25 protein-coding genes and 1 tRNA gene are annotated in these 23,826 nt (G+C 43.8%); 14 read left to right on the top strand and 12 right to left on the bottom strand.

The genetic code is table 11. The features are described 5' to 3' along the window. The coding region (locus tag JU57_RS12335) for a universal stress protein (RefSeq protein ID WP_037961653.1) at window positions 1-534 on the top strand (534 nt) is incomplete at its 5' end. A 26-nt stretch (window positions 535-560) separates the two neighbouring features. Here the strand turns inward: JU57_RS12335 and JU57_RS12340 are convergent. Both JU57_RS12340 and JU57_RS12345 read right to left on the bottom strand, forming a co-directional pair. Continuing rightward, window positions 561-3,032 carry an arsenate reductase (azurin) large subunit gene (locus tag JU57_RS12340; protein ID WP_037961656.1) on the bottom strand — a complete coding sequence of 824 codons (2,472 nt, stop codon included), beginning with the start codon at window positions 3,030-3,032 and terminating at the stop codon, window positions 561-563. Window positions 3,033-3,042: 10 nt separating this feature from the next. Then, a complete protein-coding gene (locus JU57_RS12345; RefSeq protein ID WP_037961659.1) occupies window positions 3,043-3,528 on the bottom strand; it encodes an arsenate reductase (azurin) small subunit in 486 nt (161 codons plus the stop codon). Window positions 3,529-3,841: 313 nt separating this feature from the next. Between JU57_RS12345 and JU57_RS12350 the strand changes: the two genes are divergently transcribed. From JU57_RS12350 to JU57_RS12395, 10 genes are all read left to right on the top strand, one after another. Then, window positions 3,842-4,273, top strand: coding sequence for an arsenate reductase ArsC (locus tag JU57_RS12350; RefSeq protein WP_037961663.1), 432 nt, complete (start codon window positions 3,842-3,844; stop codon window positions 4,271-4,273). A gap of 120 nt (window positions 4,274-4,393) precedes the next feature. Further along, window positions 4,394-4,708 (top strand): metalloregulator ArsR/SmtB family transcription factor, encoded by a 315-nt coding sequence (locus JU57_RS12355; protein WP_037961666.1) that lies wholly within the window; start codon window positions 4,394-4,396, stop codon window positions 4,706-4,708. Next, entirely contained in the window at window positions 4,705-5,955 is a 1,251-nt protein-coding gene (locus JU57_RS12360) for an arsenic transporter (protein ID WP_037961669.1), read from the top strand. Before JU57_RS12355 ends, JU57_RS12360 begins: the two co-directional genes overlap by 4 nt. Before the next feature lie 137 nt (window positions 5,956-6,092). Next, window positions 6,093-6,491, top strand: coding sequence for an arsenate reductase ArsC (locus JU57_RS12365; RefSeq protein ID WP_037961672.1), 399 nt, complete (start codon window positions 6,093-6,095; stop codon window positions 6,489-6,491). Then, window positions 6,488-7,195, top strand: coding sequence for a cytochrome c biogenesis protein CcdA (locus tag JU57_RS12370; RefSeq protein WP_037961674.1), 708 nt, complete (start codon window positions 6,488-6,490; stop codon window positions 7,193-7,195). Before JU57_RS12365 ends, JU57_RS12370 begins: the two co-directional genes overlap by 4 nt. A gap of 8 nt (window positions 7,196-7,203) precedes the next feature. Next, a complete protein-coding gene (locus JU57_RS12375; protein WP_037961675.1) occupies window positions 7,204-7,644 on the top strand; it encodes a thioredoxin family protein in 441 nt (146 codons plus the stop codon). An 11-nt stretch (window positions 7,645-7,655) separates the two neighbouring features. Further along, on the top strand, window positions 7,656-8,615 hold the full coding sequence (locus JU57_RS12380; protein ID WP_037961677.1) for a permease: 960 nt from the start codon (window positions 7,656-7,658) through the stop codon (window positions 8,613-8,615). Between the two features lie 9 nt (window positions 8,616-8,624). Further along, window positions 8,625-9,086, top strand: coding sequence for a rhodanese-like domain-containing protein (locus JU57_RS12385; protein WP_037961679.1), 462 nt, complete (start codon window positions 8,625-8,627; stop codon window positions 9,084-9,086). Further along, a complete protein-coding gene (locus tag JU57_RS12390; protein WP_037961680.1) occupies window positions 9,083-9,316 on the top strand; it encodes a thioredoxin family protein in 234 nt (77 codons plus the stop codon). Before JU57_RS12385 ends, JU57_RS12390 begins: the two co-directional genes overlap by 4 nt. Window positions 9,317-9,360: 44 nt before the next feature. After that, window positions 9,361-10,794 carry a sensor domain-containing diguanylate cyclase gene (locus JU57_RS12395; RefSeq protein ID WP_037961682.1) on the top strand — a complete coding sequence of 478 codons (1,434 nt, stop codon included), beginning with the start codon at window positions 9,361-9,363 and terminating at the stop codon, window positions 10,792-10,794. Between the two features lie 47 nt (window positions 10,795-10,841). Here the strand turns inward: JU57_RS12395 and JU57_RS13830 are convergent, their stop codons facing one another. Both JU57_RS13830 and JU57_RS12405 read right to left on the bottom strand, forming a co-directional pair. Then, window positions 10,842-12,269, bottom strand: a complete 1,428-nt coding sequence (locus JU57_RS13830; protein WP_051906865.1) for a HAMP domain-containing sensor histidine kinase — start codon at window positions 12,267-12,269, stop codon at window positions 10,842-10,844. A 1-nt stretch (window position 12,270) separates the two neighbouring features. Further along, a complete protein-coding gene (locus tag JU57_RS12405; protein WP_037961684.1) occupies window positions 12,271-12,942 on the bottom strand; it encodes a response regulator transcription factor in 672 nt (223 codons plus the stop codon). Between the two features lie 108 nt (window positions 12,943-13,050). Here JU57_RS12405 and JU57_RS12410 point away from each other — a divergent pair, with 108 nt between their 5' ends. The 3 genes from JU57_RS12410 to JU57_RS12420 are packed head-to-tail and all read left to right on the top strand — an operon-like array spanning window position 13,051 to window position 15,608. After that, window positions 13,051-14,097, top strand: coding sequence for an ethylbenzene dehydrogenase-related protein (locus JU57_RS12410; RefSeq protein ID WP_037961690.1), 1,047 nt, complete (start codon window positions 13,051-13,053; stop codon window positions 14,095-14,097). Window positions 14,098-14,108: 11 nt separating this feature from the next. Next, the gene (locus JU57_RS12415) at window positions 14,109-14,816 is read left to right on the top strand and encodes a hypothetical protein (RefSeq protein ID WP_037961693.1); all 708 of its coding nucleotides are present in this window, start codon (window positions 14,109-14,111) and stop codon (window positions 14,814-14,816) included. Between the two features lie 27 nt (window positions 14,817-14,843). Beyond that, a complete protein-coding gene (locus tag JU57_RS12420; RefSeq protein ID WP_037961697.1) occupies window positions 14,844-15,608 on the top strand; it encodes a sulfite exporter TauE/SafE family protein in 765 nt (254 codons plus the stop codon). A 50-nt stretch (window positions 15,609-15,658) separates the two neighbouring features. Here JU57_RS12420 and mnmA read toward each other — a convergent pair whose 3' ends face one another. From mnmA to thiS, 8 genes are all read right to left on the bottom strand, one after another. Then, window positions 15,659-16,678: a tRNA 2-thiouridine(34) synthase MnmA gene (gene mnmA, locus JU57_RS12425; protein WP_037961699.1), complete on the bottom strand. Its 1,020-nt coding sequence runs from the start codon at window positions 16,676-16,678 to the stop codon at window positions 15,659-15,661. A gap of 270 nt (window positions 16,679-16,948) precedes the next feature. Beyond that, a tRNA-Thr gene (locus JU57_RS12430) sits at window positions 16,949-17,024 on the bottom strand. A 229-nt stretch (window positions 17,025-17,253) separates the two neighbouring features. Beyond that, complete coding sequence (locus JU57_RS12440) at window positions 17,254-18,477, bottom strand: aminotransferase class V-fold PLP-dependent enzyme (protein WP_051906867.1); 1,224 nt, start codon at window positions 18,475-18,477, stop codon at window positions 17,254-17,256. Between the two features lie 148 nt (window positions 18,478-18,625). After that, window positions 18,626-19,894, bottom strand: a complete 1,269-nt coding sequence (gene cobA, locus JU57_RS12445) for a uroporphyrinogen-III C-methyltransferase (protein WP_037961704.1) — start codon at window positions 19,892-19,894, stop codon at window positions 18,626-18,628. After that, window positions 19,891-22,176, bottom strand: coding sequence for a sulfurtransferase TusA family protein (locus tag JU57_RS12450; RefSeq protein ID WP_037961708.1), 2,286 nt, complete (start codon window positions 22,174-22,176; stop codon window positions 19,891-19,893). Before JU57_RS12450 ends, cobA begins: the two co-directional genes overlap by 4 nt. Window positions 22,177-22,372: 196 nt before the next feature. Beyond that, the gene (locus JU57_RS12455) at window positions 22,373-22,768 is read right to left on the bottom strand and encodes a M67 family metallopeptidase (RefSeq protein WP_037961710.1); all 396 of its coding nucleotides are present in this window, start codon (window positions 22,766-22,768) and stop codon (window positions 22,373-22,375) included. Then, window positions 22,765-23,571 (bottom strand): HesA/MoeB/ThiF family protein, encoded by an 807-nt coding sequence (locus JU57_RS12460; RefSeq protein ID WP_037961713.1) that lies wholly within the window; start codon window positions 23,569-23,571, stop codon window positions 22,765-22,767. Before JU57_RS12460 ends, JU57_RS12455 begins: the two co-directional genes overlap by 4 nt. Next, window positions 23,568-23,774 carry a sulfur carrier protein ThiS gene (gene thiS, locus JU57_RS12465; RefSeq protein WP_037961716.1) on the bottom strand — a complete coding sequence of 69 codons (207 nt, stop codon included), beginning with the start codon at window positions 23,772-23,774 and terminating at the stop codon, window positions 23,568-23,570. The genes JU57_RS12460 and thiS overlap by 4 nt, the downstream gene beginning before the upstream one ends. Window positions 23,775-23,826 lie beyond the last annotated feature (52 nt).

A 23,826-nucleotide genomic window follows, 5' to 3' on the forward strand; every position in this document is an offset into this window, starting at 1 on the left:
ATGTATTTTGATGGGGGAGTAATAGAATCTTCCATTCGCGTGCTTGTTCTTGGACTCAGGGGCGAAGACCATGAGAGAGATAATTTTTCGATTGGGACGCAAGTTGAAGAGATTATTCGTTCTTTACATGTACCCATTTTACTGGTCAATCAAGAATTTAAAACTCCCCAAAAAGTGCTCATCGCGTATGATGGATCACCCAGTTCGAAAAAAGCCTTAGCGATGGTTTTAAACGAGCCGCTGTTTGCCAAAATAGAGCGACACATCGTTTATGTGCATCACGATAAAGAAGCTTCAGAAAAACTTTTAAATGAAGCGTGTGCCCTTTTGGGCGAATCTGCGCTACACAAAAGTGTCTTCGTTTCGCTTCAAGGTGAGCCTGTTGCGGCACTTTTAGCGTATCAAGAAAAACAGGGTATTGATTTAATGGCGATGGGTGCGTTTAGCCATAGTCGTTTACGAGATGCCCTCTTGGGCAGTTTTACCGCTAAGATCCTCTCTCAAACCCAAAAACCATTGTTGCTCTTACGTTAGGAGGTAGCCTAAGCTACCTCCTCTGTTTACGCGCGTTCCAAGAAGGTCATATCTTTGATAAGCCCTTCGCTGCGTCCTACTTTGACGATGTTTGCCGCAGTTCCTTTGTAGAAAGGAATTTTAGTATCAGGATCGACATAGTCGGTGCAGAGGTCGTTGATGATGGAGTTTTGGAAACCAAATGCCCCAAACACTTCGCCTTTACGTACCGCATCGGTGACAATCGCGATTGCTCGCGTGGAGCCATAATCGTTATTCAGTTGAACAATATCACCACTGGTAATGCCAAGCTCTTTAGCATCACTCGGGTGAATCTCAAGCGGAGCCATCGGCCAACGTTTGGCGGTAAATTCAAGACGACCGGTGTGGTAGTTTGACTGCCATACTTCGTTAATACGACCGGTATTGACCCAGTATTTGTAGCGTTTGACTTGTTTCGCGACCTGTTTTGGCATGGCAGGTTGAGGTGTTGATAAGAATGTTGCACGACCTGATTTGGTGCCAAATTTGCCATCGGTGTAGTTGAGGCGTGTGCCAATAAGCTTGCCATTTTCGACTTTAACGATAGGAAGTTGCACACCGTTATTACCAGCGTCTCTTAAAAGTTTATACGTAGCAAGCGTCCCAGTTGAGCCTCCTTGACTTGCCATTTTAGAGCCCTGACCTGCAAAACCATCTTTGAAGGAATCTTCTTCGTTTTTCCACTCAAAGCCTTCAAAGCGTTTTGCCATGACTTTATTGCCAGATTTTAGGTACTCAGCTTTCAGTGCATTGGCAATATCGGCTGCGATGAGACAGTCAGGTTTTGCTGTTCCTGGCGCGTCCATCACTTTCTCAGACAGACGCATTCTGCGTTCACCACTCATCGAAGTGAGGTTCATCTCCATCGTTGTCGCCGCTGGCAATACAATGTGTGCTCGCTCGCTCGATTGCGTTGGGTAGATGTCCACATCGACCACAAAAAGACCGCCTGATTTACATGCGTTGTAGATAATATCGCAGAGTTCATCAAGGTCGTTTCCATGATACCCATTGATCGCATCTTTGACAATTTGACTGCGTTTACTCACCGCGTTTCTAAGGCGTTGTGTCGCGATAGACTGCCCAAACGGGTTGGTTCCCCAGATGGAATAGACAAGGTATTTCCCCTCGATGATGTCGGTGTCGATGACGGCTAGATTTTGCCTACTTGGTCCATGGTACTCAGGTCTCGTGTAGCCTTCTTGGTGACCACCAGCTCGACACACGCCTGTTCCCACACGTCCCACGCTGTGGGTCAGCAGTGCTAAATTGACGATGGAAGCGACGTTTTCGTAGTTCTTAATACCCCAAATAATGCCTTTTTCATAGTAAATCGCATTGCGAGGGCGGTGTCCACTAGGTTTTGGCTTTGCAATCCATTCGGCCGCTTTTTTGATGTCAGAGACGCTAATGTTTGTCAGTGCAGAAGCGTATTCGAGGGAGACTTTATTGACCTTGTACATTGCATCAAAGTTCTCGGTATGGTTTTTAATGAACTCTTTAGCTTCCCAGCCTTGCTCGATAATGTAGCTCACAAGGGCGTTCATAAGGGTAATATCTTGACCTGGTTTGATCTGAAGATGAAGGACATTCTCTTTGCCTGCAATGGCAATCGAGTTGGTGATGGACGCCGTGCGTCTAGGGTCAACAAAAATGATCTTCCCCTTGCTCACACTCTCCCCTTTGTCATACTCTTTCTTTTTGGCTTCAAGCGTACTGCCATCAAGATTGGCTTGCATGTGAAGGTTAAAAAGATTGGTTTGACACTCATAAGGATTGCACCCAATGACAAGCATCGTATCGGAAATACTCGTGTCATAATAACTGCTGTTCAGCTCACCCACACCCATTTCACGGCTTGAATGCACTTCAGAGTTGTACGCAGGGCGATTGTGAATCGAAGCCGATGCGGTGCCAATAGCGGCGTGAAAGAGCTTGCCTGTTCCCCATGTGTTTTCAAAGCCACCGCCACCGCCACCGTGGTCAAATGTTTTATGCGAAATTTCATCCGCACCGTCGTTGTCGATGATTTTTTTATAGACTTTTGCGATGATGGATGTGGCTTCTTCCCACGAGCTTTCCATCAGCATACCGCCTCTAAAAATTTGAGGATCCTTGAGTCTGTCTCTGGTCGGACTGGCTGCGTTGAAGGTTGAAACACCCATCATACCGCCACGCACAGAGTTTTGCCCAACGTTGACCACACACGCTTGATCAGGGATGACCATCAGATTGTATTTTCCACCATCACGATCCGTAATCGTGTTGTACATCCGTTCACTGCACCACTCACCATAGGTGGGTTGTTGTTGCGAAAGATCGATGCCAAGGGCATTGTCTTTGTAGGTTCCTTCCTTTCCAAGTGGCCATTTATAAGACTTATAGCCACATCCAACGATGCAAAACTCACAGGTAACATTTTTGACTTCAGCATTTTTAGGAGGAATGGGGAGTCTATCGTTTAAAGTAAGTGCCATGTTTTTCTCCTTAACCTACGTTGTTGTTGATACGGCCAAAAATAAGACCATCAACACCCATGGCAAAAATGTCATCGCCACGGATCTCTAAAAGCACACGTGGAAGTGCTCCCGTTGCTTGCCCGATGACCATTTGCCCGTTATTTTTTGCGTCATATTTAGTGAAATGACAGGGGCATTCGAACATCGCTTTTTCTTGGTTGTAAACGGTTGGGCACCCTTTGTGGGTGCAGATAATGCTATAGGCTTTGACTTCATTGTTAACATAGACAGCTTTACACAAAGCGTTTTCATCGGGGTATGAAAAATCAAGTTCTCCCGTCTTTTTGAGCTGTGCTAAAGAGCCAACTCTGTTTTTAGTGTAACCTCCATACACAGACATTCCAGGGTGTGCAGTTCCTGCAATTAAGGATGGAGTAGCCACAACTGCGCCAAGGCTCAAAGCCGAGAATTTAAAAAAATCTCGTCTGGTTTGTTTTGCTTCTACGATCTCCATATGTTTCTCCTTACGGGATGTTGTCACGTTTAGATTAGAGCGTTTTGTCTAAATAAAGTCTAAAAATAAAAAGTTAAACTATAAACATTTGTTATGTTAAAACGCTTCTACTGCTCATGTATAAAATTCAATATGTTTCAATACATAACTAATATTGAAGTTATGATGTATGTGTAGGCACTCTTTATTTTTTCGTCTTTTTATCATTTTAAATTAGTTTCATTTTTACACAGGCAAAGCATTGTAATCGTTTTGTAGATTTTCTTATGTAAGCTGTGCAGACTTGCAAAAGAAAAACGCAGAAGGAGAGAGGATGATCAAGGTTTTATTTGTGTGTATTCACAACAGCGCTCGCAGTCAAATGGCGGAGGAGCTTCTTCGAAAATACGGTGGCGAAAAGTTCAGTGTTCAAAGTGCAGGGTTGGAGCCTGGGATTGTAAACCCTCTTGCGGTTGAAATACTCAAAGAAGAGGGAATTGATATAACAGGTAAAGCAACACAATCGGTGTTTGATTTATTTAAAAATGGAAAACTGTTTCATTATGTTGTCACGGTGTGCGATGAGGGCAATAGTGAGCGATGTCCTATTTTCCCAGGTCAAACAAGCAGAATTCATTGGAGTTTTAAAGACCCTAGTCAGTTTACGGGAACGTATGAAGAGAATTTAGCGCAAACCAGAGTGGTCAAAGAAGAGATTAAAGCAGCGGTTTTAGCGTTTATTGAGATGGCTGAAACGCAATACTAAACGCATATGTCTCCCTATGCGTTTCATTGGGCGTACGCATCTCTTTTACATCAATATATCTTGATATAAAAGAGATATTGTGTTACACTCATCGCAATGATTTAAGACGAAGGTGACATCATGGATGTTTTTTTAAAAACGGTTGGAGCGCTCAACGATGAGACACGCATTCAGATCTTAGCGTTTATCGCGCGCCATGGTGAAGTATGCGTCTGCGACATCGAAAGTTCGTTCACTATGATTCAATCGCGCGTCTCACGGCACCTCAAAATCCTCAAAGACGCAGGGTTTTTAAAAGTCGATCGACGCGGAAAATGGGCATATTATGCCATTCGCTCACCACTGGATCGGTTTCGATTGGTGTGTTTGGAAGAGATAGGCTACCTTGAACTAAACCTGCCTCAAAATAGTTTTACATGTAAAGGTATTTCATGATTTTAGCCTCGCTTCTCTTTTTAACGACCTTGGTGTGTGTCATCTGGCAACCTAAGGGGTTACAAATCGGCACAGCTGCTGTTTTAGGCGCTGTGGTTGCCTTGGTGGTGGGTGTTGTGAGCTTTGCCGATGTGCTGGTGGTGACTAGTATTGTTTGGGATGCAACTTTAGCGTTTATCGGGATTATCATCCTCTCTATGGTACTCGATGAGATCGGCTTTTTTGAGTGGTGTGCGATTTGGATGACGAAGCTCTCTCGTGGCAATGGGCATGTAATGTTTGTCAATTCACTTATTTTAGGCTCATTCATCTCTGCTTTGTTTGCGAATGATGGAGCCGCACTTATTTTGACACCGATTTTATTGGCGAAAATGCGCCTTTTAAAATTGGGTACGAAAACGATTGTTGCCTTTTTGTTAGCAGGTGGATTTATCAGCGACTCGGCTTCACTCCCCTTTGTCTTTTCAAACCTCACGAACATCGTCACCGCCAACTATTTTCACATCGGTTTTGCAGAGTATTTGAGTGTGATGATGGTACCTTATGTGGCGAGTACGCTCATCTCTATCGTATTTTTATGGCTGTTTTTACGCAAAGATATTGTGGCGCAGGTGGATATTACCTTACTAAAACACCCTGATGAGGTTCTTAAAAGTAAGCCGCTTTTTTACATTGCTTGGCTGTTTTTAGCACTGCTTTTGGCAAGTTATTTTGTGGGGGATGTGTACCATCTGCCTATTTCAGTCTTTGCGCTGGGTGGGGCGCTGATCTTTTTATTGATCGCCAATGCCTTTAAAGTGGTGCATCCTAAAAAAATTATTACAACGGCGCCTTGGCAAGTGGTGTGGTTTAGCATCGGGCTTTACATCGTGGTCTATGGGCTTAAAAACGCAGGACTCACAGAGTATTTGACCCTCATTCTTCAAGATTTAAACAGTCGAGGTGACACCATCGCCATTGTGGGAACAGGCTTTATTGCCGCCGCTTTGAGTGCTGTGATGAACAATATGCCCACCGTCATGATTATGGACATCGCCTTGCATGACATCCCCAATCATGCGTTAGCGTATGCCAACATCATTGGGTGTAACCTAGGCCCTAAAATGACGCCTTTTGGTTCGTTAGCAACCCTTTTATGGTTACATGTACTCGCACAAAAAGGGGTGAAAATCGGTTTTTGGCAGTACTCAAAGTTTGGACTTCTCATCACGCCACCCGTGTTGTTGTTGGTTTTATTGACACTTTAGAAGAGGTTTTCAAGCTTCCTAGCACAAGACATCTAGGAAGCTTGAAAGATTTGGAGATACAATATATCAATATATCTTGATATAAAGATAATTTTATGCTACTATTCTTATCGTGATTTACATGTAAAGGTTTTGATATGAAAAAAGTTCTGATTTTATGTACAGGAAACAGTTGCCGAAGCATTATCGCAGAAGCGTTGGTCAATGCTAAATTAGAAGGGATTGAGGCGCAAAGTGCTGGAGTAAAAGCAACGGCTAAAGTGAACGCTTATGCAAAGCAAGTTTTAGAAGAGGAAGGCATTTGGAGGGACGAATATCACTCTAAAACGCTGGATGAGGTTTTACATGTAAACTTTGATTTGGTCGTGACCGTGTGCGATCATGCCCATGAAACCTGTCCGATGTTTCCTAAGCCTATTCCAAAAATCCATGTCGGATTTTCCGATCCAGATGGCAAAGATTACGGCGCGTTTATTCTTACATGTAAAGCGATTGAAGCCGAACTTTTACCGATTATCAAAGAAAAACTCTCATGAATGTAGAGCAGATGCTCATAGAGATGATCTCACAGTTTGGGGCATGGGCGATTGTGGCTTCCTTTGGCATCGGTCTATTAACCTCGCTCGCTCCGTGTTCCATCATTACCCTTCCCCTGCTTGCAGGTAGTGCTTTGGGACTTTCAAAAGATCTCAGTGCCAAGCAAAAAAAAGTCTTTATTTACCAGTATTCGCTGTTATTTGTTTTAGGCTTGGTCATCAGCTTTTCACTCTTGATGCTTCTGGTTTCTAAAATGGGCATGATGCTCTCTTTAGCCCCTTTTTGGGCGTATCTGCTGGCAGCACTTGCCACATTTACGGTGGTTGCGTACGCGCTTGGATGGATTCAAGGCTTCGATAAAGAGACAGTGGCACGAAAATTTTTGAGATTTAAACTGTTGGGTGCGGTGATCATCGGGCTTATTTTTGGGCTGGTGAGCACGCCATGTGCATCCGCACCCTTGGTTGCCATCATCACCATTGCAAGTCAGAGCGGTTGGGTCTATTCGTACGCCCTTGTCTTGGCGTTTGCGTTGGGGCATGGCATGTTGCTTTTGGTGGCAGGAACCTCACTTGGTTTTACGCAAAGTGTCGTTTCAAGTCGCAAGATCAACAAGGTGAGTCGTGTGATTAACGGCTTTTTTGTTGTGGTTTTGGTGGGGATTGGCGTTTATTTTCTCTACCAAGCGTACCGTGTATTTTAGGAAAACAGATGAAGAAAACGATGATTTTAAGTGTATTAACCCTTCTTTTGGTCGGTTGCGGTGAGGCGAAAGTCGAATCCAAAACGCCGATGGCATCTCCTGTACAAAAGACACAAGAAGCATCTTCAATATTAGAAGCAACACCGTATGCCCAAATTGCTTCTCACATCGCTAAAACGCCGATGCTCATCGAGTTTGGTTCAACCAGTTGTGCTTCGTGTGTTGAGATGGGAAAACTCCTCTACCGTGCCAAACAAGAGCACCCCAAAAGTGCAATCTATTTTGTCGAGGTTTACAAAGACCAACAAGCAACCCGCGATTACAGGATACAGATGATTCCGACACAAATTTACCTTGATGGCAAAGGGGCGGAAGCGGACAGACATATTGGAGCAGTGAGTTATAAACAGTTAATTGTTAAGTTGAAAGAGCAAAAGATTATTTTATAAGGAGCACGAAGATGTTTGATTGGTGGGAAAAAATCGTTGATGCCTTGGTGTTCGGGCTTTTAGGATTGGATGCAAGTACGCAAAAAGCTCAGGCGTTGCACTTTTTTATCTTCGATACGGTGAAAATTTATATTCTTTTAGTATTGATTATTTTTGCGGTCAGTTTTCTTAGAACCTATTTTAATACCGAAAAAGTCAGGGTCTATTTGCAAGGTAAAAGCGAATTTACGGGCAATATTTTAGCCGCACTTTTTGGTATTATCACCCCGTTTTGTAGCTGTTCGGCTATTCCGCTTTTTTTAGGGTTTATGCAAGCACGCATTCCGCTTGGTATTACCTTTAGCTTTTTGATTTCCTCTCCTATGAACAACGAAGTGGCGATAGCGCTTCTCTTTGGGCTTTTTGGGTGGAAAATCACGGCACTCTACATCGGATTTGGACTTTTGGTTGCCATTATTGGCGGTTTTGTAGTAGGTCGTCTTGGCATGGAAAAGTATGTCCTCATCCCTGTTGTGCCAATGAGTGGGGATTTGGAAAATGTTGAGATTAAAATTACACTACAAAAAAGAGTCAAAGAGTCATGGGCATATACGATGGATATTGTGCAGAAGATTTATCTTTATGTGATGATCGGCGTGGGCATTGGGGCGTTTATTCACGGCTACATTCCGACTGAATTCATTGTGCAATACGCAGGAAGCAATACATGGTACAGTGTGCCACTCGCCGTCATTTTGGGCGTTCCGATGTACTCCAATGCTGCAGGGGTGATGCCTTTGATTGAAGTTTTAACGTCTAAAGGGATGCTCTTGGGTACCGCTTTGAGCTTTATGATGGCGATCACTGCCCTTAGTCTGCCTGAAGCGATGATCCTAAAGCGCATCTTACATGTAAAGCTGATTGCGACGTTTTTTGGCATTGTCGCACTGGGCATTATGGGGATCGGATATCTGTTTAACGCCATTTTATAAGGAGTCAAAATGAAAAAAGTGATGTTTGTTCTGTTGGCTATAGTGGGGTTAGTCCATGCAGCGGAGTTGAAACCGGTAAGTTTTGAGGAGTACCTTTCAAAATTTGACTATAAAGAACGCGAAGCGATGAAGATCAAAACGCCCGATATGCTCGCTCTTGTGGAAGAGGGTAAGGCGATTTTAGTGGATATTCGTTTTCGTGAAGAGTTTGAAGTGTGGCATATGAATTTTGCCAAAAATATCCCGTTAAACGAACTTCCAAAACGGCTGAATGAATTGCCCAAAGATAAGCTCATCATCACAGCCTGTCCTCATAATGACAGATCCAACATCGCGCGCCTCTTTCTCGTGCAAAACGGCTACAACGCACAATACCTCAATGATGGGCTGCTCAAAACCGCAGACTTTTTGCGCGGCGACAATGCCAAAGAATTTTTGGATGAATACAAAAGAAACAAGGAGAAAAAATGAAAATCGAAATACTCGGAACCGGCTGTTCAAAATGCCAAGCGTTAACCTTACATGTAAAAGAAGCGGTGGCGAAAAAGGGGATGTTTGCACAGGTTGAAAAAGTCGAAGATATTATGAAAATCATGGCGTACGGCATCACATCAACGCCTGCTTTGGTAATAGATGGCACGGTTGTAAGCAGTGGAAAACTTCTCAGTGTCGATGAAATTGTGGTGTTTTTGGGCTCATAATGTTACTGATTTTGTGTTATAATCGCACACCATAAGGAGCGGCGATGCGATTAAAAACCAAAGTTGTACTCATCATAGCAGGGCTGCTTTTAGGCGTCTCTATCACGGGTTCGATCATTAATTACCTGAAAAATGTGCGTGACACGCAAGCGCAGCTGCAAAACACGTCGTTGCCACTTTCGGTGGACAATATCTACACCGAAATTCAGCAACGTATGATCGAGCCACTTTTGGTTTCGTCGTTGATGTCGCATGACACTTTTTTGCGCGATTGGCTGATGGAGGGCGAAACCGACATGAACGGGATCGTGCGCTATCTTACCGAGATTCAGCAGAAATACGATATTTTCACCACCTTCTTGGTCTCAGAAAAAACCAAAAACTACTACCATGCACGCGGTCTTATCGATGTGGTGAATAAAGAAAACAGTGCGGATGCGTGGTATTTTCGTTTTATGGGACAAAGTGAGCCTTACGAGATCAATCTGGATTACAATGCGAACCTCAGTGACTCGCTCATCATGTTTATCAACTACAAAGTGATGGACTATAAAAACGAGATCATTGGTGTGACAGGTGTGGGCGTGAAAATCATGAATATCGAAGCGATGCTCAACTCCTTTAAAACCAAGTACAAATACGATGTCTATTTTGTCTCTGAAAAGGGTGAAATAACGCTTTTTGCCAAGGGGCTGAACAAACGAGGAAACATCGGCACTATCGAAGGTCTTAAAGAGATCAAAGAGAGCGTTTTTAAAGGTGAGCAGAGCCAATTTGAGTATAAAGGTAAAGAGGGCGAATACCTGCTCAACACCAAATACATCGAAAAACTCAAACTGCATCTTTTTGTTGAGATCAACAAAAATGAGTACATAGGCGAACTCAAAAAGACCTTTTACGTCAATCTCACCATCTCACTTTTGGTCACGCTTTTGGTCACGCTCATCATCATCTACACGATCAATATTTACCAACAACAGTTGATTCAACTGGCGAGCGAAGACGCACTCACAGGACTGGCGAACCGTAGAAAGTTTAACGAACAGTTTGAAAAATTTTACAAGCTCTATAAAAAAGGGGTTAACAGACTTACCCTTTTGCTCATTGATATTGATGATTTTAAAGAGGTCAATGACACATTTGGGCATCTTGTAGGCGATGACACGTTGATGCGAGTGGCTGAGATTTTGCGCACGGAGTTGAGAAGTTCAGACATCATCGCGCGCTGGGGTGGCGAAGAGTTTGCCCTTTTACTGGTCGATGTTACGCCTTCAAAAGCGATGGAAATTGCACAAAAAATTTGCTATGCCATCAGGGAAGACGCGCTGTTGCAAGAGATATTGCAAAAGAAACTCACGGTCAGCATAGGACTAGGAGAGCTCACCAGTTTGGAGAGCCAAGACGGATTGGTGCATAAAGTCGATATTGCCCTGTACGAAGCGAAAAAAGCAGGCAAAGACCAAGTCATCGTTGCGTAATCGACCACTGTAAATTGCATTAAGTGTGCCTACTCAAAGAAGCTGAACTACTTGGAGGGAGCTAGTGGGAGCATTACGTTTATTTCAAGCCCTTGAGGGTGTCGGTTTTTGACCGTGATGGTGCCATCATGCACATCAACGATTTGCTGAACAATGGACAATCCTAGTCCAAATCCTTTGATCTGTTTTGAGCGTGAATCATCCGCACGGTAAAAGCGCTCAAAGATGAGGTGAAGCTTCTCTTCATCAATCCCATTGCCTTCATCTTCAATCCGAAAATGCGCCATCTGATTTGCCGATGTGAGTGAAATGAAAATCGTAGTATGGTACGAGCTGTATTTGATCGCATTTTCAATCAGGTTGGAAAAAACCGTTTTCAATAAAATCTCATCGCCAATGACGATGAGATTTTCCAGTTCTCTTATTTCAAAGGTAATATTTTTCTGAGATCCAATGACGATGAGATCTTCGATGGCTTTAAGAAGCACATCATCCAAATGATGTTGTGTAAATTTACTTTTAAGCGACTCTTTTTCAAGGTACGTGAGCATAAGAAGGTTTTTGACGATGCTTTGCAAGGTATCGACCTCTTCCAGATTGGAGTATAAAATCGTTTGGTACTCCTCGTTTGTGCGAGGCTCTTTAAGGGCGACTTCGAGTTCCCCTTTCATCGCCGTTAAGGGCGTTTTGAGTTCATGGGAAACATCCGAAGAGAAGCGTTTGATCTGCCGAAGCGATTGGAGCATCTTAAGATGCGTTTCATCGCTAAAAATTTGCAACGCCTTAATAGAACAGATCGTAATGACCAACGCACACAGGGCTCGAAAAAACTGCACAGGGATGCCAAAAGTTTCTAAAAACCATGCTGTGTTGATGATGTTCCCTGGGAAATAGTGCGTTGGTGAGACGGCGATTCCCGCTAAAAGTGCATAAACGATAAAGGCAACGCCTGGGATTTTAAAGTAAATTTTGAGGCGTTCGACGTACTCACTCTTTTTCAGCGACTCCCCATAATAGTAAAGCCCAATACCCAGAAGTAAAGAGCCAACAAAACCGTACGTGTAACGAATGGCAGCAATGGCATCATCTAGGGATGGGTGAATCAAAATCAGGGTTAACAAGCTAGAGAGACTGATGACATAAATAACCGGTGCGGCATAAAGCGTGTGTAAAAAATGAAGTTTAGAGCTCTGGTTTTTAAAGCTTTCACGTACGATAAAACGTGAAAATTCAAATAAAAAGAGGTAAGAGAAGAGCAGAAGAACAAACTTTAGAGGGCTTAAAAGAGGTTCGTATTGGGGGTAGAGATACATGTAAAGAAAAACCCACTCCACGAAGGCATGCAAAATGGCAAAGATACCTAAAAGCCAAATCTTTCGTGCAAAAAAGATTGCGCTATCGGTTGTTCTAACAAATAAAACCAAAACGCCTAAGATAAAAAAAGAGAGACCGTAAACAAAGAGGATAATCTCCATTCTAGCACGACTCTATTTTATAGCCAGAACCACGAATGGTTTTAATAAGAGGCTTCTCGCCTTTGCTGTCTATTTTATGGCGCAGATGGTGGATAAAAACGTTAATGATATTGCTTGAAGTCGCTTCATTAATACCCCAAATTTTTTCTTGGAGTTGGGTGTGGGTGATAATATTGTTTTGATTGAGTAGCAGATACACCAAAATGTCAAATTCTTTAGACGTCAGCGAAATCGGCTTTTGAGAACGGGTTACGATGCGTTTGGAAACATTGACTTCAAGGGTATCAAGACGCAAGCACTCATTGAAATTATACGATGAACGGCGAAGCAAAGAGCGTACACGTGCCACCAATTCGGCAAAGACAAAGGGTTTGACCAAGTAGTCATCTGCTCCACAACTAAGCCCTGTGACGCGCTCTTCCACATTGGTTTTAGCGGTGAGCATCAAGATGGGTGTAACGATTTTTTGATCGCGGAGTTTTTCACAAATCTTCAATCCATCGAGTTTTGGCAACATCCAATCAACAATGAGAAGGTCATACGAATACTGCTCCGCAAGATAAAGTCCTTCTTCACCATCACTCGCAGTATCGACGATAAAACCCTCTTCTTGGAGTCCTTTTTGAACAAAAGCGATAATTTTTGGGTCATCTTCAATGATTAAGAGTTTCATCCTTTCATCGTAGCTAAAGAAATATTAAAAAAAATTAATGAAGCGTTAATGTTGACGAAATAAAACAATGTGATACTTCTTTTCACATTTACACAAAAGGAGTTTTACATGAAGAAATTTTCTTCTATCGTTTTGGCATCGGTCATTTTAGTAGGAACAAGTGCCTTTGCAGCGGGCATTGCAACGTTAGAGAGTGTTAAAGGCACGCCAGCTTCTATGGATGCAAGCGATGCGGCATGGGCAAAAGCAAAAGCAGTCACCGTTGTTTTGGATCAAACACCGTACGTGCCAGAGGGTTATAAAGGTATGCTCAAATCGAATGCGGTCATTCAATCCTTGTACGATGATAAAAACATTTATGTGAAATACCAGTATGATGATCCAACTTTGAGTGTTGATCGTATGCCATGGGAAAAACAAGCCGATGGCTCATGGAAGCAGCTTAAAGCGCCTGATCAAACAGGGCATGACAATACGTATTACGAAGATAAAGCGGCAATTTACTGGAATATCAGCACTAAAGGCTTTGATAAAAAAGGGTGTGCGGTTGCCTGTCATCTTACCAAAGAGGGCATGAATAATGGCTTTGCAGACTCTTCAGCGGGTCGAAAATATACCAACAATCCAGGCGAATTTCTCGATATGTGGCATTGGAAAGGTGTTAGGACAGGGCTCTCATTTGATCAAACCCATGACCAATTTGTCGATAGCACCAATGATCCAAAACTCTCCAAAGAGTGGGGTAGAAAAGGGGATGAACAAACCAAAGGTGGCTATAAAAACAATATCAATGACGCCAAAACAGCTCCTGCATTTATGAACAAAGATGCTAAAGACAATGCGGTTGGTTCTATCAAAGAGGATAACAAAGTTCCCTTTGTTGATACCTTTAAAGCAGGCGATAGAATTCCTGGTGCGATTGTGACACAACACGATGGCTCAGCTGGCGATATTGCAACCAAGGCGGTTTGGAAAGATGGAAAGTGGACCTTGGTCTTTAAACGTCCTTTGGTGACAACGCATCCAAAATCAGCGGAACAAGACGTTCAGTTTAATGATTTGAAAAAGTCCTATTTCTTTGCGGTCTCGGCGTTTGATAACAGTCAAATCAATCATGTTTATCATGATGGAGCGATTGAGCTTCGCTTTAAATAAAAGGAGAGGGTGTGTCGATTCAACAACTCAACACACAGGCAAAAACAGCGATTTCGCTGTTTTTGCTCTTTGTGATAACAGCAACCATTTCATCGGTTATTCTCTTAGGGTTAGAGTTATCGGGTGAAAAAGCAGGGTTTAATATTCCTACCGTTTCTCAGATACAAAACAAATACACCATGCCTTCTATCGTTTCTGCGATGAAAGGGAGTATGTACAAAGAAGTAACGGATGATGCAGATATAGACACCGTACACAACTGGATCAAAGAGGGCGCTAAGAAAGAGGGCAAAGTGTATGATGACGCATGGAAAATCATTCAAAATGATTGTGCGAATTGTCACAGTAAAACCTCCAAAATGAGCAGAGCCATTCCTTCAATGCCGTTTGATACGTATGAGCAGGTATTGACGCATACGGAGGCGGGTTACTCATGGTCTAAGATGTCTAAGCAAGCGCATATTCATATGTTTGGAATTTCGACATTTTTAATTTTAATTAGCGTTATGTTTGCCTATACTACGTATAAAGAAAGTGTGCGAAGTGTGCTGATCATCGCCTCTTTTGGCGGTGCGTTTTTAGATATTTTCTCATGGTGGTTTTCAAAATTTATCCCAGAACTCGTCTATCTCATCTTTGCGATGGGCGGCATTATGGTGAGCTCAATCCTTTTGATGAGTGTGCTTATTTTGGCGAATATTTGGAAAAAAGAGGGGTAAAATCCTCTTTACATGTAAAGGATTTTTATGGAGATTTTTCTTGTCGCCTGTGTCGCTTTGATAGCTTCGTTGCTTACCTTTTTTTCTGGGTTTGGGCTTGGTACGCTGTTGATGCCCATTATCGCGCTTTTTTTTCCGCTTCCTATCGCCATTGCGATTACGGCGATTGTCCATTTTTCCAATAACCTTTTAAAATTCTTTCTCCTGCTCAAACATTGTGATACGTCCATCTTACTACGCTTTGGCGTGCCTGCGGTTGTTTTTGCCCTTTTGGGTGCGTGGAGTTTGGAGCTTTTAAGCACATGGCAATGGAGTTTTACGTATACCCTTTGGGGTTTTACATGTAAGATTGTGCCGCTTAACGTGATCATTGGTTTGGTGATCGTACTGTTTTTGGTTGTGGAGTCTAGCCCAACCCTTCGCGTTCCCAATGCCTTTAAAAAGCTTTGGCTAGGAGGAATGCTGAGTGGTTTTTTTGGAGGACTCAGCGGTCATCAAGGCGCGTTTCGGAGTCTTTTTTTAACGCAAAATGCACTTTCCAAAGAGGTCTTTTTAGCCACAGGCGTGAGCATCGCGGTGGTTGTTGATCTTTCACGGTTGAGTTTGTATGCAAAACACTGGGAGATGGCACTTTCGCAGTGGCAGATGATTTTGGTGGCGATTGTGAGTGCATTTGTGGGCACGTTTATTGGGAAGCACTATCTTCAAAAAGTGAGCATTGAGTTTATTCGTTTGGTGGTCGCATGGATGCTAGGTAGTGTGGCCTTTTTACTGATAGTTGGAATTTTATAAAGGTTTACATGTAAAGTGCTGAGCCATCGTTACAATGGCTCTAAGACGCGTTACGCTTCGATCCAACCGCCGCCGATGACGAGGTCGTCTTGGTAGACAACGAGCGCTTGACCGCTTGCGAGTCCGTAAACGCCCTCGTGAAGCTCGGCGATGATCTTGCCATCCACAACGCTCACATGCGCTTTGGTTTTTGCACTTCTATAGCGTACTTTGACACCGTATTCACCTTCTTGAAAATCTTCACCTAGCGAAAAATTCTCTGCGACCACTTTGGTTTGAATGAGATCTTCTTTGGTTCCTGCGATCACCGTATTGGTCTTCGCGTCGATGTTCACAACAAAGTGAGGGTCATGCGCTCCTTTGATGGTCAAGCCTTTGCGTTTGCCGATCGTGTAGTGCATGTAGCCTTTGTGTTCGCCAATCACGTTGCCTTCGACATCTTTAATCAACCCTTTTTGATCGACGTTGATATGTTTTTTCAAAATGTCAATGTAGGTGTCCGTCACAAAACAGATCTCTTGCGACTCTTTGTAGCTCTCAAGCGTACCAAGCCATGGTAATTCTTTGAGGGCAATGGGTTTGATGTCATTTTTCAGCATGCCGCCCAGTGGGAAAATGATCTTCTCGATCACCTCTTTTTTCAGTCCAAAGAGAAAATAACTTTGGTCTTTTGACATATCAAATGCTTCTTGGATATGCCCATTTTCAACGCGCGCATAATGCCCTGTCGCAATTTTCTCACAACCCATCTCCATCGCTTTTTCAAAGGCAAATCCAAACTTCATTTTTGGATTGCAAAAAGCACAGGGATTGGGGGTTTTACCTTGTTCGTAGGATCTCACAAAGTAGTCATAGACATGCTCTTTAAACAGCACTTTGGCATCGATGATATGGGTCTCAATGCCCAAATGATGGCTGACTTTTTCAATGTTGGCGATGTTGATGGCATGTTTTTTCTCATCCTCGTGAAGTTTGAGATAGATGCCAATGACCTCATGACCTTGGTTTTTGAGTAAATAAGCGGAGTAGCTAGAATCTATGCCGCCGCTCATTAAGAGTGCAATTTTCATTTTTTATTTCTCTTTTATTCAGGATTCGACGTCTAAAGAGTAAAAGTCTTTACGTTTCGTGTTAGCCCAAAATAGGGCACCGTTCATCTTTGACACGCTTTTAAAGCAAAGCTTTAAAGCTACGCTAACGCTGAGTTCACTTCGGCAGTGAGCCCACGCTACGCTCAAATAGGGGTCAGGGCTAAACTTTTAACTTTTCGTTACATGTAAAGCGAAAAGGTAGGGAATTAAACGTTTAGCATTCAAAACATGGGGAATTTCGTGAGAGGCTGGAGCTGGTGAAGGGGCTCGAACCCCCGACCTGTTGATTACGGATCAACTGCTCTACCAACTGAGCTACACCAGCGCGATGAAATTCTACACCATGTTTACTTTTTTTACTTTAAAACGACCGCTTTTGAGTGAATCAAATCTTTAGACTTCTTGCAAAACTCAATTTGCAAGAAAAAAAGCACTAAAAGTGCGTGGGCTTTCTGCCGAAGAAAACCTAGTGTTAACGTAGCTTTAAAGCTTTGCTTTAAAAGCGTGTTAGAGAGTTCTGCAAGAACTCTTTTATGTGATTCACTCAAAATGTCTTATTGGGCTAATGCTTGGTCGATGTCTGCGAGCAAATCTTCCAAATCTTCAATGCCCACAGAGAGGCGAATCATGCCCTCGGTAAGCCCATAAGCCGCCTTTTGCTCATCGGAATATTCCGCGTAAATCGTATGGTATGTTGCAATCGCCAAGGATTTATTGTCTTGGACGTTCGTGCCTCGTTTGATGATGTTCAAACGGTTTAAAAAGGCATAGGTTGCCTCTTTATCGCTAAAGCTAAAGCTGACGATACCACCACCGCCACTAAACTGCTTAGACGCGTTGGCAAAATAGTTCGAGTTTTCCAAAAACGGATACTCCACGCTGATAATCTCAGCCTTGCTTTGCAGATGTTTTGCCACAGCTAGGGCGTTTTGACAGCTTCTTTGCACCCTTAAGTCCAGCGTTTCAAGACCTAAGGAGAGTAAATAGGCACTTTGCGCCGTAAGCGCGGAGCCTAAATTGCGGAAGGTCTCTTTACGAAGGCGCGCCATGAAAGCAAACGGGCCAAATTTTTTGAAGAAAGGCTCCAGTGTTGCGTGGTTTTTCCAGTTAAAGGTACCGTTATCGACGATCAAACCGCCCAAAACATGCCCACCACCACTGATGTATTTGGTTGCAGAGATAATCTCAATGTCAACACCGTGCTTTTTGGCGTCAAAAATATTCCAAGGGGTTGCCGTTGTGTCGACAACTAAAGGCACATGCTGCTCTTTTAACACCACTTTTATCGCACTAAAATCAGGCACGATCAGCTGAGGATTGCTCACGCTCTCACAAAAAAGCAGACGTGTTTTAGCATCAATATTCGCATGAATCGCCTCAACATCGCTCAAATCCACGTAACGCACTTCCACGCCAAAATCACTGAAAAGTGTTTGGAAAAGCGAGAGTGTATTGCCAAAAAGGTACTGGGTAGTGATGATGTTATCGCCACTTTTGACCAGTGCAAAAAGCGCGTTCGCAATCGCCGCCATCCCTGTTGCGGTTGCAATGACGCCAAACGCACCGCTGATCGCTTTGACTTTGAGCTCAAACTCCTCGATAGACGGGTTGGAAGAGCGTGTGTAGACATGCCCCATCTTTTGACCTTTGAAAACAGCTTCAAGGTCTTCTGATTTTTCAAACTCAAACGCTGAACATTGGTAGATGGGGAAGCGCATTGCGCCGTGTTGGTCTTTGTGTGCAGGTTTGGCATGCAATGCTTTGGTGGTAAATCCCATAAAATATCCTTCTTTATAAGGCTAATCAGCTTCGAAATAAACCCTCTCTCTATACGGTTGAGACACGATGGGAGCCCCGAAACGCTTACGCTTATTCGTCCCATCGGCTCAAGGTATCTCGTTCGGGTTTTTTCTGCGCGATTAGCCTTTACATGTAAATGATTTTGCCGCTGTTCTCAGCGGGTAAAATGTTCTCTTTTGCGACACACTCACCGATGATTAAGACCGCTGGTGTGGCACATAATGTCGCCATTTTATCTAATTTTCCCACAGTTCCCACTATCGTGATCTGATCGGGTAGGTCGATCTTCGAGACAAACGCAGCAGGTAGGTTGGGGTCGATGTTCTGCTTGGCGATGGCATCTTCAATTTTTTTCGCAAAACTGTGCGCCATCAAAACAATGACCGTATGCAACGGTTGTTTTAAAATGCTCACCCAGTCATCGTTAAAAAGAGTCTCTCTCAGGTGGGCTGAGACAATCGTCACCCCTTTGGAAATGTCGCGAATCGTTGGTACAATGCCTGAAACCGTACAGGAGCGAAGGGCTGAAGTAATGCCATTGATCACCTCAAAGGAGATACCATGCTGAGCCAAAACCTGCTTCTCTTCACCCAAGCGACCAAACAGAAGCGGATCGCCCCCTTTAAGGCGTCCAACGACTAACCCTTGCTTCGCGTAGTCTACCAAAAGCGCGTTGATCTCATCTTGACTTTTAGAGTGAAACCCCTTCTTTTTACTGACATCGACCACTTTACATGTAAGGGGGATTAAGGCGCGAATTTCTTCTGAAACCAACGCATCCACCAATGCAACATCGAGCAGTTCAAAGGCGTTTAAAGCATCGAGCGTGAGGTTTCCCACATACCCCGTTCCACAGCCGATGAGAAAGACTTTTCCCGCACCTGCTTTGGCGATGCCACGTAATTTTTCCAAATCACGGTCTGGCTTTTTACGCTCGTTTTTCAGTCTGTCGATGAGTGCCGTCAAATCACGCGGTAAAATCTTCTCGATCTTATCGCGAATGACTTGCGCCAAGGTAGGCGAACTGCCGCCACTGCTCACGGCGACTTGAATGTCTCCACGACGGGTGAGGGCGCTAAAGTAAAAATCACAGAGTTCGGGTACGTCCACGACGTTGAGCCAAAAATGAAGAATTGGTTTGAGCGTGACCAAACGCTGGGTCACGCTCTCATTGCCTGTCGCGTCAATAATCACCTCAAATCCTTTAGCATCACCATCTTCAAACGCTTTACATGTAAAGATTTTGGAATCAAAATAGGCATCGAGCCTCTCTTTTGCGATAATTTCATACGCAAAATCAAGACTGTCTAGTACGCGCGCTTTCTGGGCGGCGACTTTGCCCGCCCCAATTAAAAGCGTGCGTTTAGGCGTGAGTGCGATGCCTAGGGTGCTCATTTTTTCACGATCCTTACACGCCAGCCATTACCCTCTTTGGTAGTCGCTTCGACGGTGTGTCCTTCGCTTGCCACCGATTTTGGCACGTTGTCAATCGGTGCGCCATCATCGAGTAAAATTTCCAAGACTTCACCGCTTCCGATTTTGGAGAGTTCCATCTTTATTTTGACAAAGTTCATGGGGCATGCAACACCGCTAAGGTCTTTAAAATGGGCTGATTTTTCTTCTTTAGGTGCATTCGCAGCCGCGGCTAACTCTTTTTCTTTCGCAAATTTCAGCGTATTGTCCATTGTCTCGTAAAGCTTGATCACTTCTTCGGCAAGCTCGATCGATTTTTCATCCGCATCACCCTCTAACATCGTACCAAAGTACGCATTTAAAAGCGTGGTATCGACAAAAAGTGTTTTAAAGGCTTTGAGAACACCCGCTTTATCGCGCGCGTCTTCACCCCGTGTGACGAGTAGCATACGAGCCGCCAAAAGGCGAATCAACTCATAGTCTTTTTCCTCTTTCTCAAGTGCTTCTTTTAGGGCTTTTTTATCGGCTTCGATGAGGTCGTACATACCAGCACTACACTCACCCGTACCTCGACCTTTTAAAGAGAAGAGTTCCACCGCGTCGTAGTCAAAGTAAGGGTTTTTATCTTCTTTGAACGAAGGAATATCGACGTATTTTTTGCTAATTTCGGTGATGATGGCAAGTCCACCATCATCAATCCAGTCTGCAAAACTCGCATAAGCCTTTACATGTAAAAGCCACGTATCCAAAACTTCTTCCACAAAGGCAGGAACATGAAAGGCTGCAACATCGCCTGCTTTTTGGGCGTACACACTTCCTTCCCCTGACGTACGAGAGCCTGCTACGACGTTGTAGGCAGGGTAGGAGTAGCCCTCATTACGTTGGACTTTTCCGAAAAATCCAAGATCGCCGATAAGGTGTTTTCCACAACTGTTTGGACAACCCGATAAATGGATTTTAAAGCCTTGAAGCGCGTCATAGTCACGCTCATCGATCAGTTTATTGAGACGTTTTTGAATCGCATCCACCGCACCACGAGGACGCGCGATGCCAAGCTGACAGGTTGCCGCTCCCGTACACGCCACCATATCGCTAAAGAGCGTTGGTTTGGAAACTTCCACAGAGAATTTTTGCAAGATGTCGTGTAAACTTGCCATTTGAGGTGCTGTTAGGTTTCGGATGTAAAGGTTTTGATCGCCTGTAAAACGAAGCACATCTTCACCATATGGAAGCAGGGCATTCGCAAGGTTACGGGCATTTTCAAAGTGAATATCTCCTAAATGCACCGGCACTTTACAGCCGTAAAGCCCCTCTTGTTTTTGGGCGTAAACATAACGGTTCCACCATTTTTTAATGTTTTCAGGAATGGCAAATGGCTCATGCGTGGTATCGCCAATGGTGCGCTCGATTTCAGTGATGGGCATCTCCCAGTCACCTTTGTCTTTGACCGCTTTAAGCTCCACATCAAGAAGTTTATTAAATTCTTCAAGCCCTAGATCTTCAAATAAAAAGCGAAGGCGCGCGGCATGTTTGTTTTTGCGGTTGCCGTATTTGTCGAAGACTTGTTTGATCGCTTGGGAGTACAAAAAGACCTCGGTGTCTGGCACAAAGTCACGCAACAGGGTTCCCAAACGTGATTTTGCACCCATACCGCCCGCAGTAAAGAGTTTAAAACCTTTTACGCCATCTTGCATCTTAGCGATAAAACCAACGTCGTGGATGGTTGCATAACCGCGATCCGCTTCCGAGCCACTAAAGGTGATTTTGAATTTTCGAGGAAGCGCAAACGAGTCTTTTTGCTCTAACATTTTAGACGTCATCGCAAGGGCATACGGAGAGACATCAAAAATCTCATCTTTTGCCGTACCTGCAAGTGGGTCAGCCATAACGTTACGAACGGTATTGCCTCCGCCACCACGACCACTGAGGTCGATGCTGTGCAAGGTTGTGATAATGTCGATGATGTCTTCAATCTTGACATAGTGAAGCTGTGCGCCACCACGAGTCGTGATGTGAATCGCCTCGTGCGCGTACTTTTCAGCCAAATCAGCGAGCGTTAAAAGTTGTTTGGGGGTTAAGATGCCACCAGCTAATTTGATGCGCACCATAAAAGTGTTAGCCGCACGTTGTTCATACACACCAAAAGGAACACGCATCGTTTTAAAGGTCAGCTCATCAAGCGTGCCTGCCAAAAATTCGGCATGGTTTTTTTTAAAAACTTCAAGGTCTTCATAGACCATTTGGGGAATTTCATATCTGCTCATAATCGTAACTCCTTATCGTTACATGTAAAACTGTAAAGCAGTTCAGAGTAAAACGCGAAGAAATGACCTGAAAGAGACACTTTGAGCCGATGGGACGAAAAAGCGGAGCGTTTCGGGGCTCCCATCGTGTCTCAACCGTGTCGATAGAAGGTTATTTCGTAAGCTGTTTTACATTTTTCAACGCGCTTTACGGACTTTAAATAATTTCAATTTCTTCTTTTTCAACCGTTTTATTTTTAATAATAAATGACTTCATATCGGGAACTTCGCCTGCAAGTGAGACGATGATGTAACTGACATTTGGGTCAAACGCTAAACGAATGTCTTCCTCACTCGGGCGCGCTGGTGTTTCGGGGTGAGAGTGATACACAGAGATCAGTCTCAGACCCTCTTTTTGCGTTTTTTTAAACGCGTCAAACTGCTCTTGTGGATCAAAGCTGAAGTGCTCATTGCTTGCATCCGTATTTTTCATAGGGATGGCGTATTTTACTTCGCCCTCTATTCCTGCAAGATAACCACACGCTTCGATGGGTGTATCTTTTAAGGCGTGTGCGACGATTTCATCGTACACGCTTTGTGGGATTTTTATCATAATTTTGCCTCACAGACAACCGCTTCATAGTCGCGTATCTCTTTGATGCCTTCTCCGCCACACACGCGACATTTTGGGTTTTTCTTGAAATTGACATTTCTAAAGTTCATACTTTTTGCATCAAAGGTTAACAGTCTGTTGTAGAGTGGTTCACCCACACCGACGATGTATTTGAGTGCTTCTGCGGCTTGAATCGTTCCTAGCATTCCCGCAACCGCGCCTAAAATGCCCGCACTTGAGCAGGTTGGAATGGCATTCGTTGGAGGTGGGCTGTCAAACACACACGCGTAACATGCGCTCTCGTGAGGCTTAATCGTCATCGTTTGTCCACCAAAACGCAAAATGCCACCGTGCGAATAAGGAACATTGGCTAAAACACACGCGTCATTGATGAGGAATTTTGCCGAAAAATTGTCCGTTCCATCGATGACGAAATCATAGCCTTTCACGATGTCAAGGATGTTGGATGCGTCTAAGAATTTTTGATAGACGGTCACTTTAACATTCGGGTTGATCGCTTCCATCTTCGCTTTAGCCGAGAGCACTTTAGGGACTCCGATGTCAGCTGTGGCGTGAATGACTTGACGTTGAAGGTTGGAAAGATCGACCACATCGCCATCCACGATGCCAATTTCACCCACACCTGCCGCCGCAAGATAAAGCGCTACTGGAGAGCCGAGTCCACCTGCGCCGATGACTAAAATCTTAGAATTAGCAATCTTCTCTTGACCTTCAATCCCTACATCTTGGAGGATGATATGACGTGAATAACGCTCTAATTCCTCATCGCTAAACTCTTTCACGCGCCACCTCCCATAAAGTATAAAAAGTTGATCTCATCGCCGTCTTTTAAGGCGACACTTGCGTGTTCGTCTTGTCTGATAAACTCATCATTGAGTTGCACCGAGACCATGTCAGGTTGTTCAACATTTTCAATAATGAGTAGTTCTGGTAAGCTTACATTGTCCTTAATCTCTTTTGCATCGCCGTTAATGGTTAATTTCATGTCTATCCTTTTTTATTTTATAACACCAAAAAAGCAAAGCTTCTTTGGCTAC

The sequence above is a fragment of the Sulfurospirillum sp. SCADC genome (genome assembly GCF_000743525.1).
Classification (GTDB): domain Bacteria; phylum Campylobacterota; class Campylobacteria; order Campylobacterales; family Sulfurospirillaceae; genus Sulfurospirillum.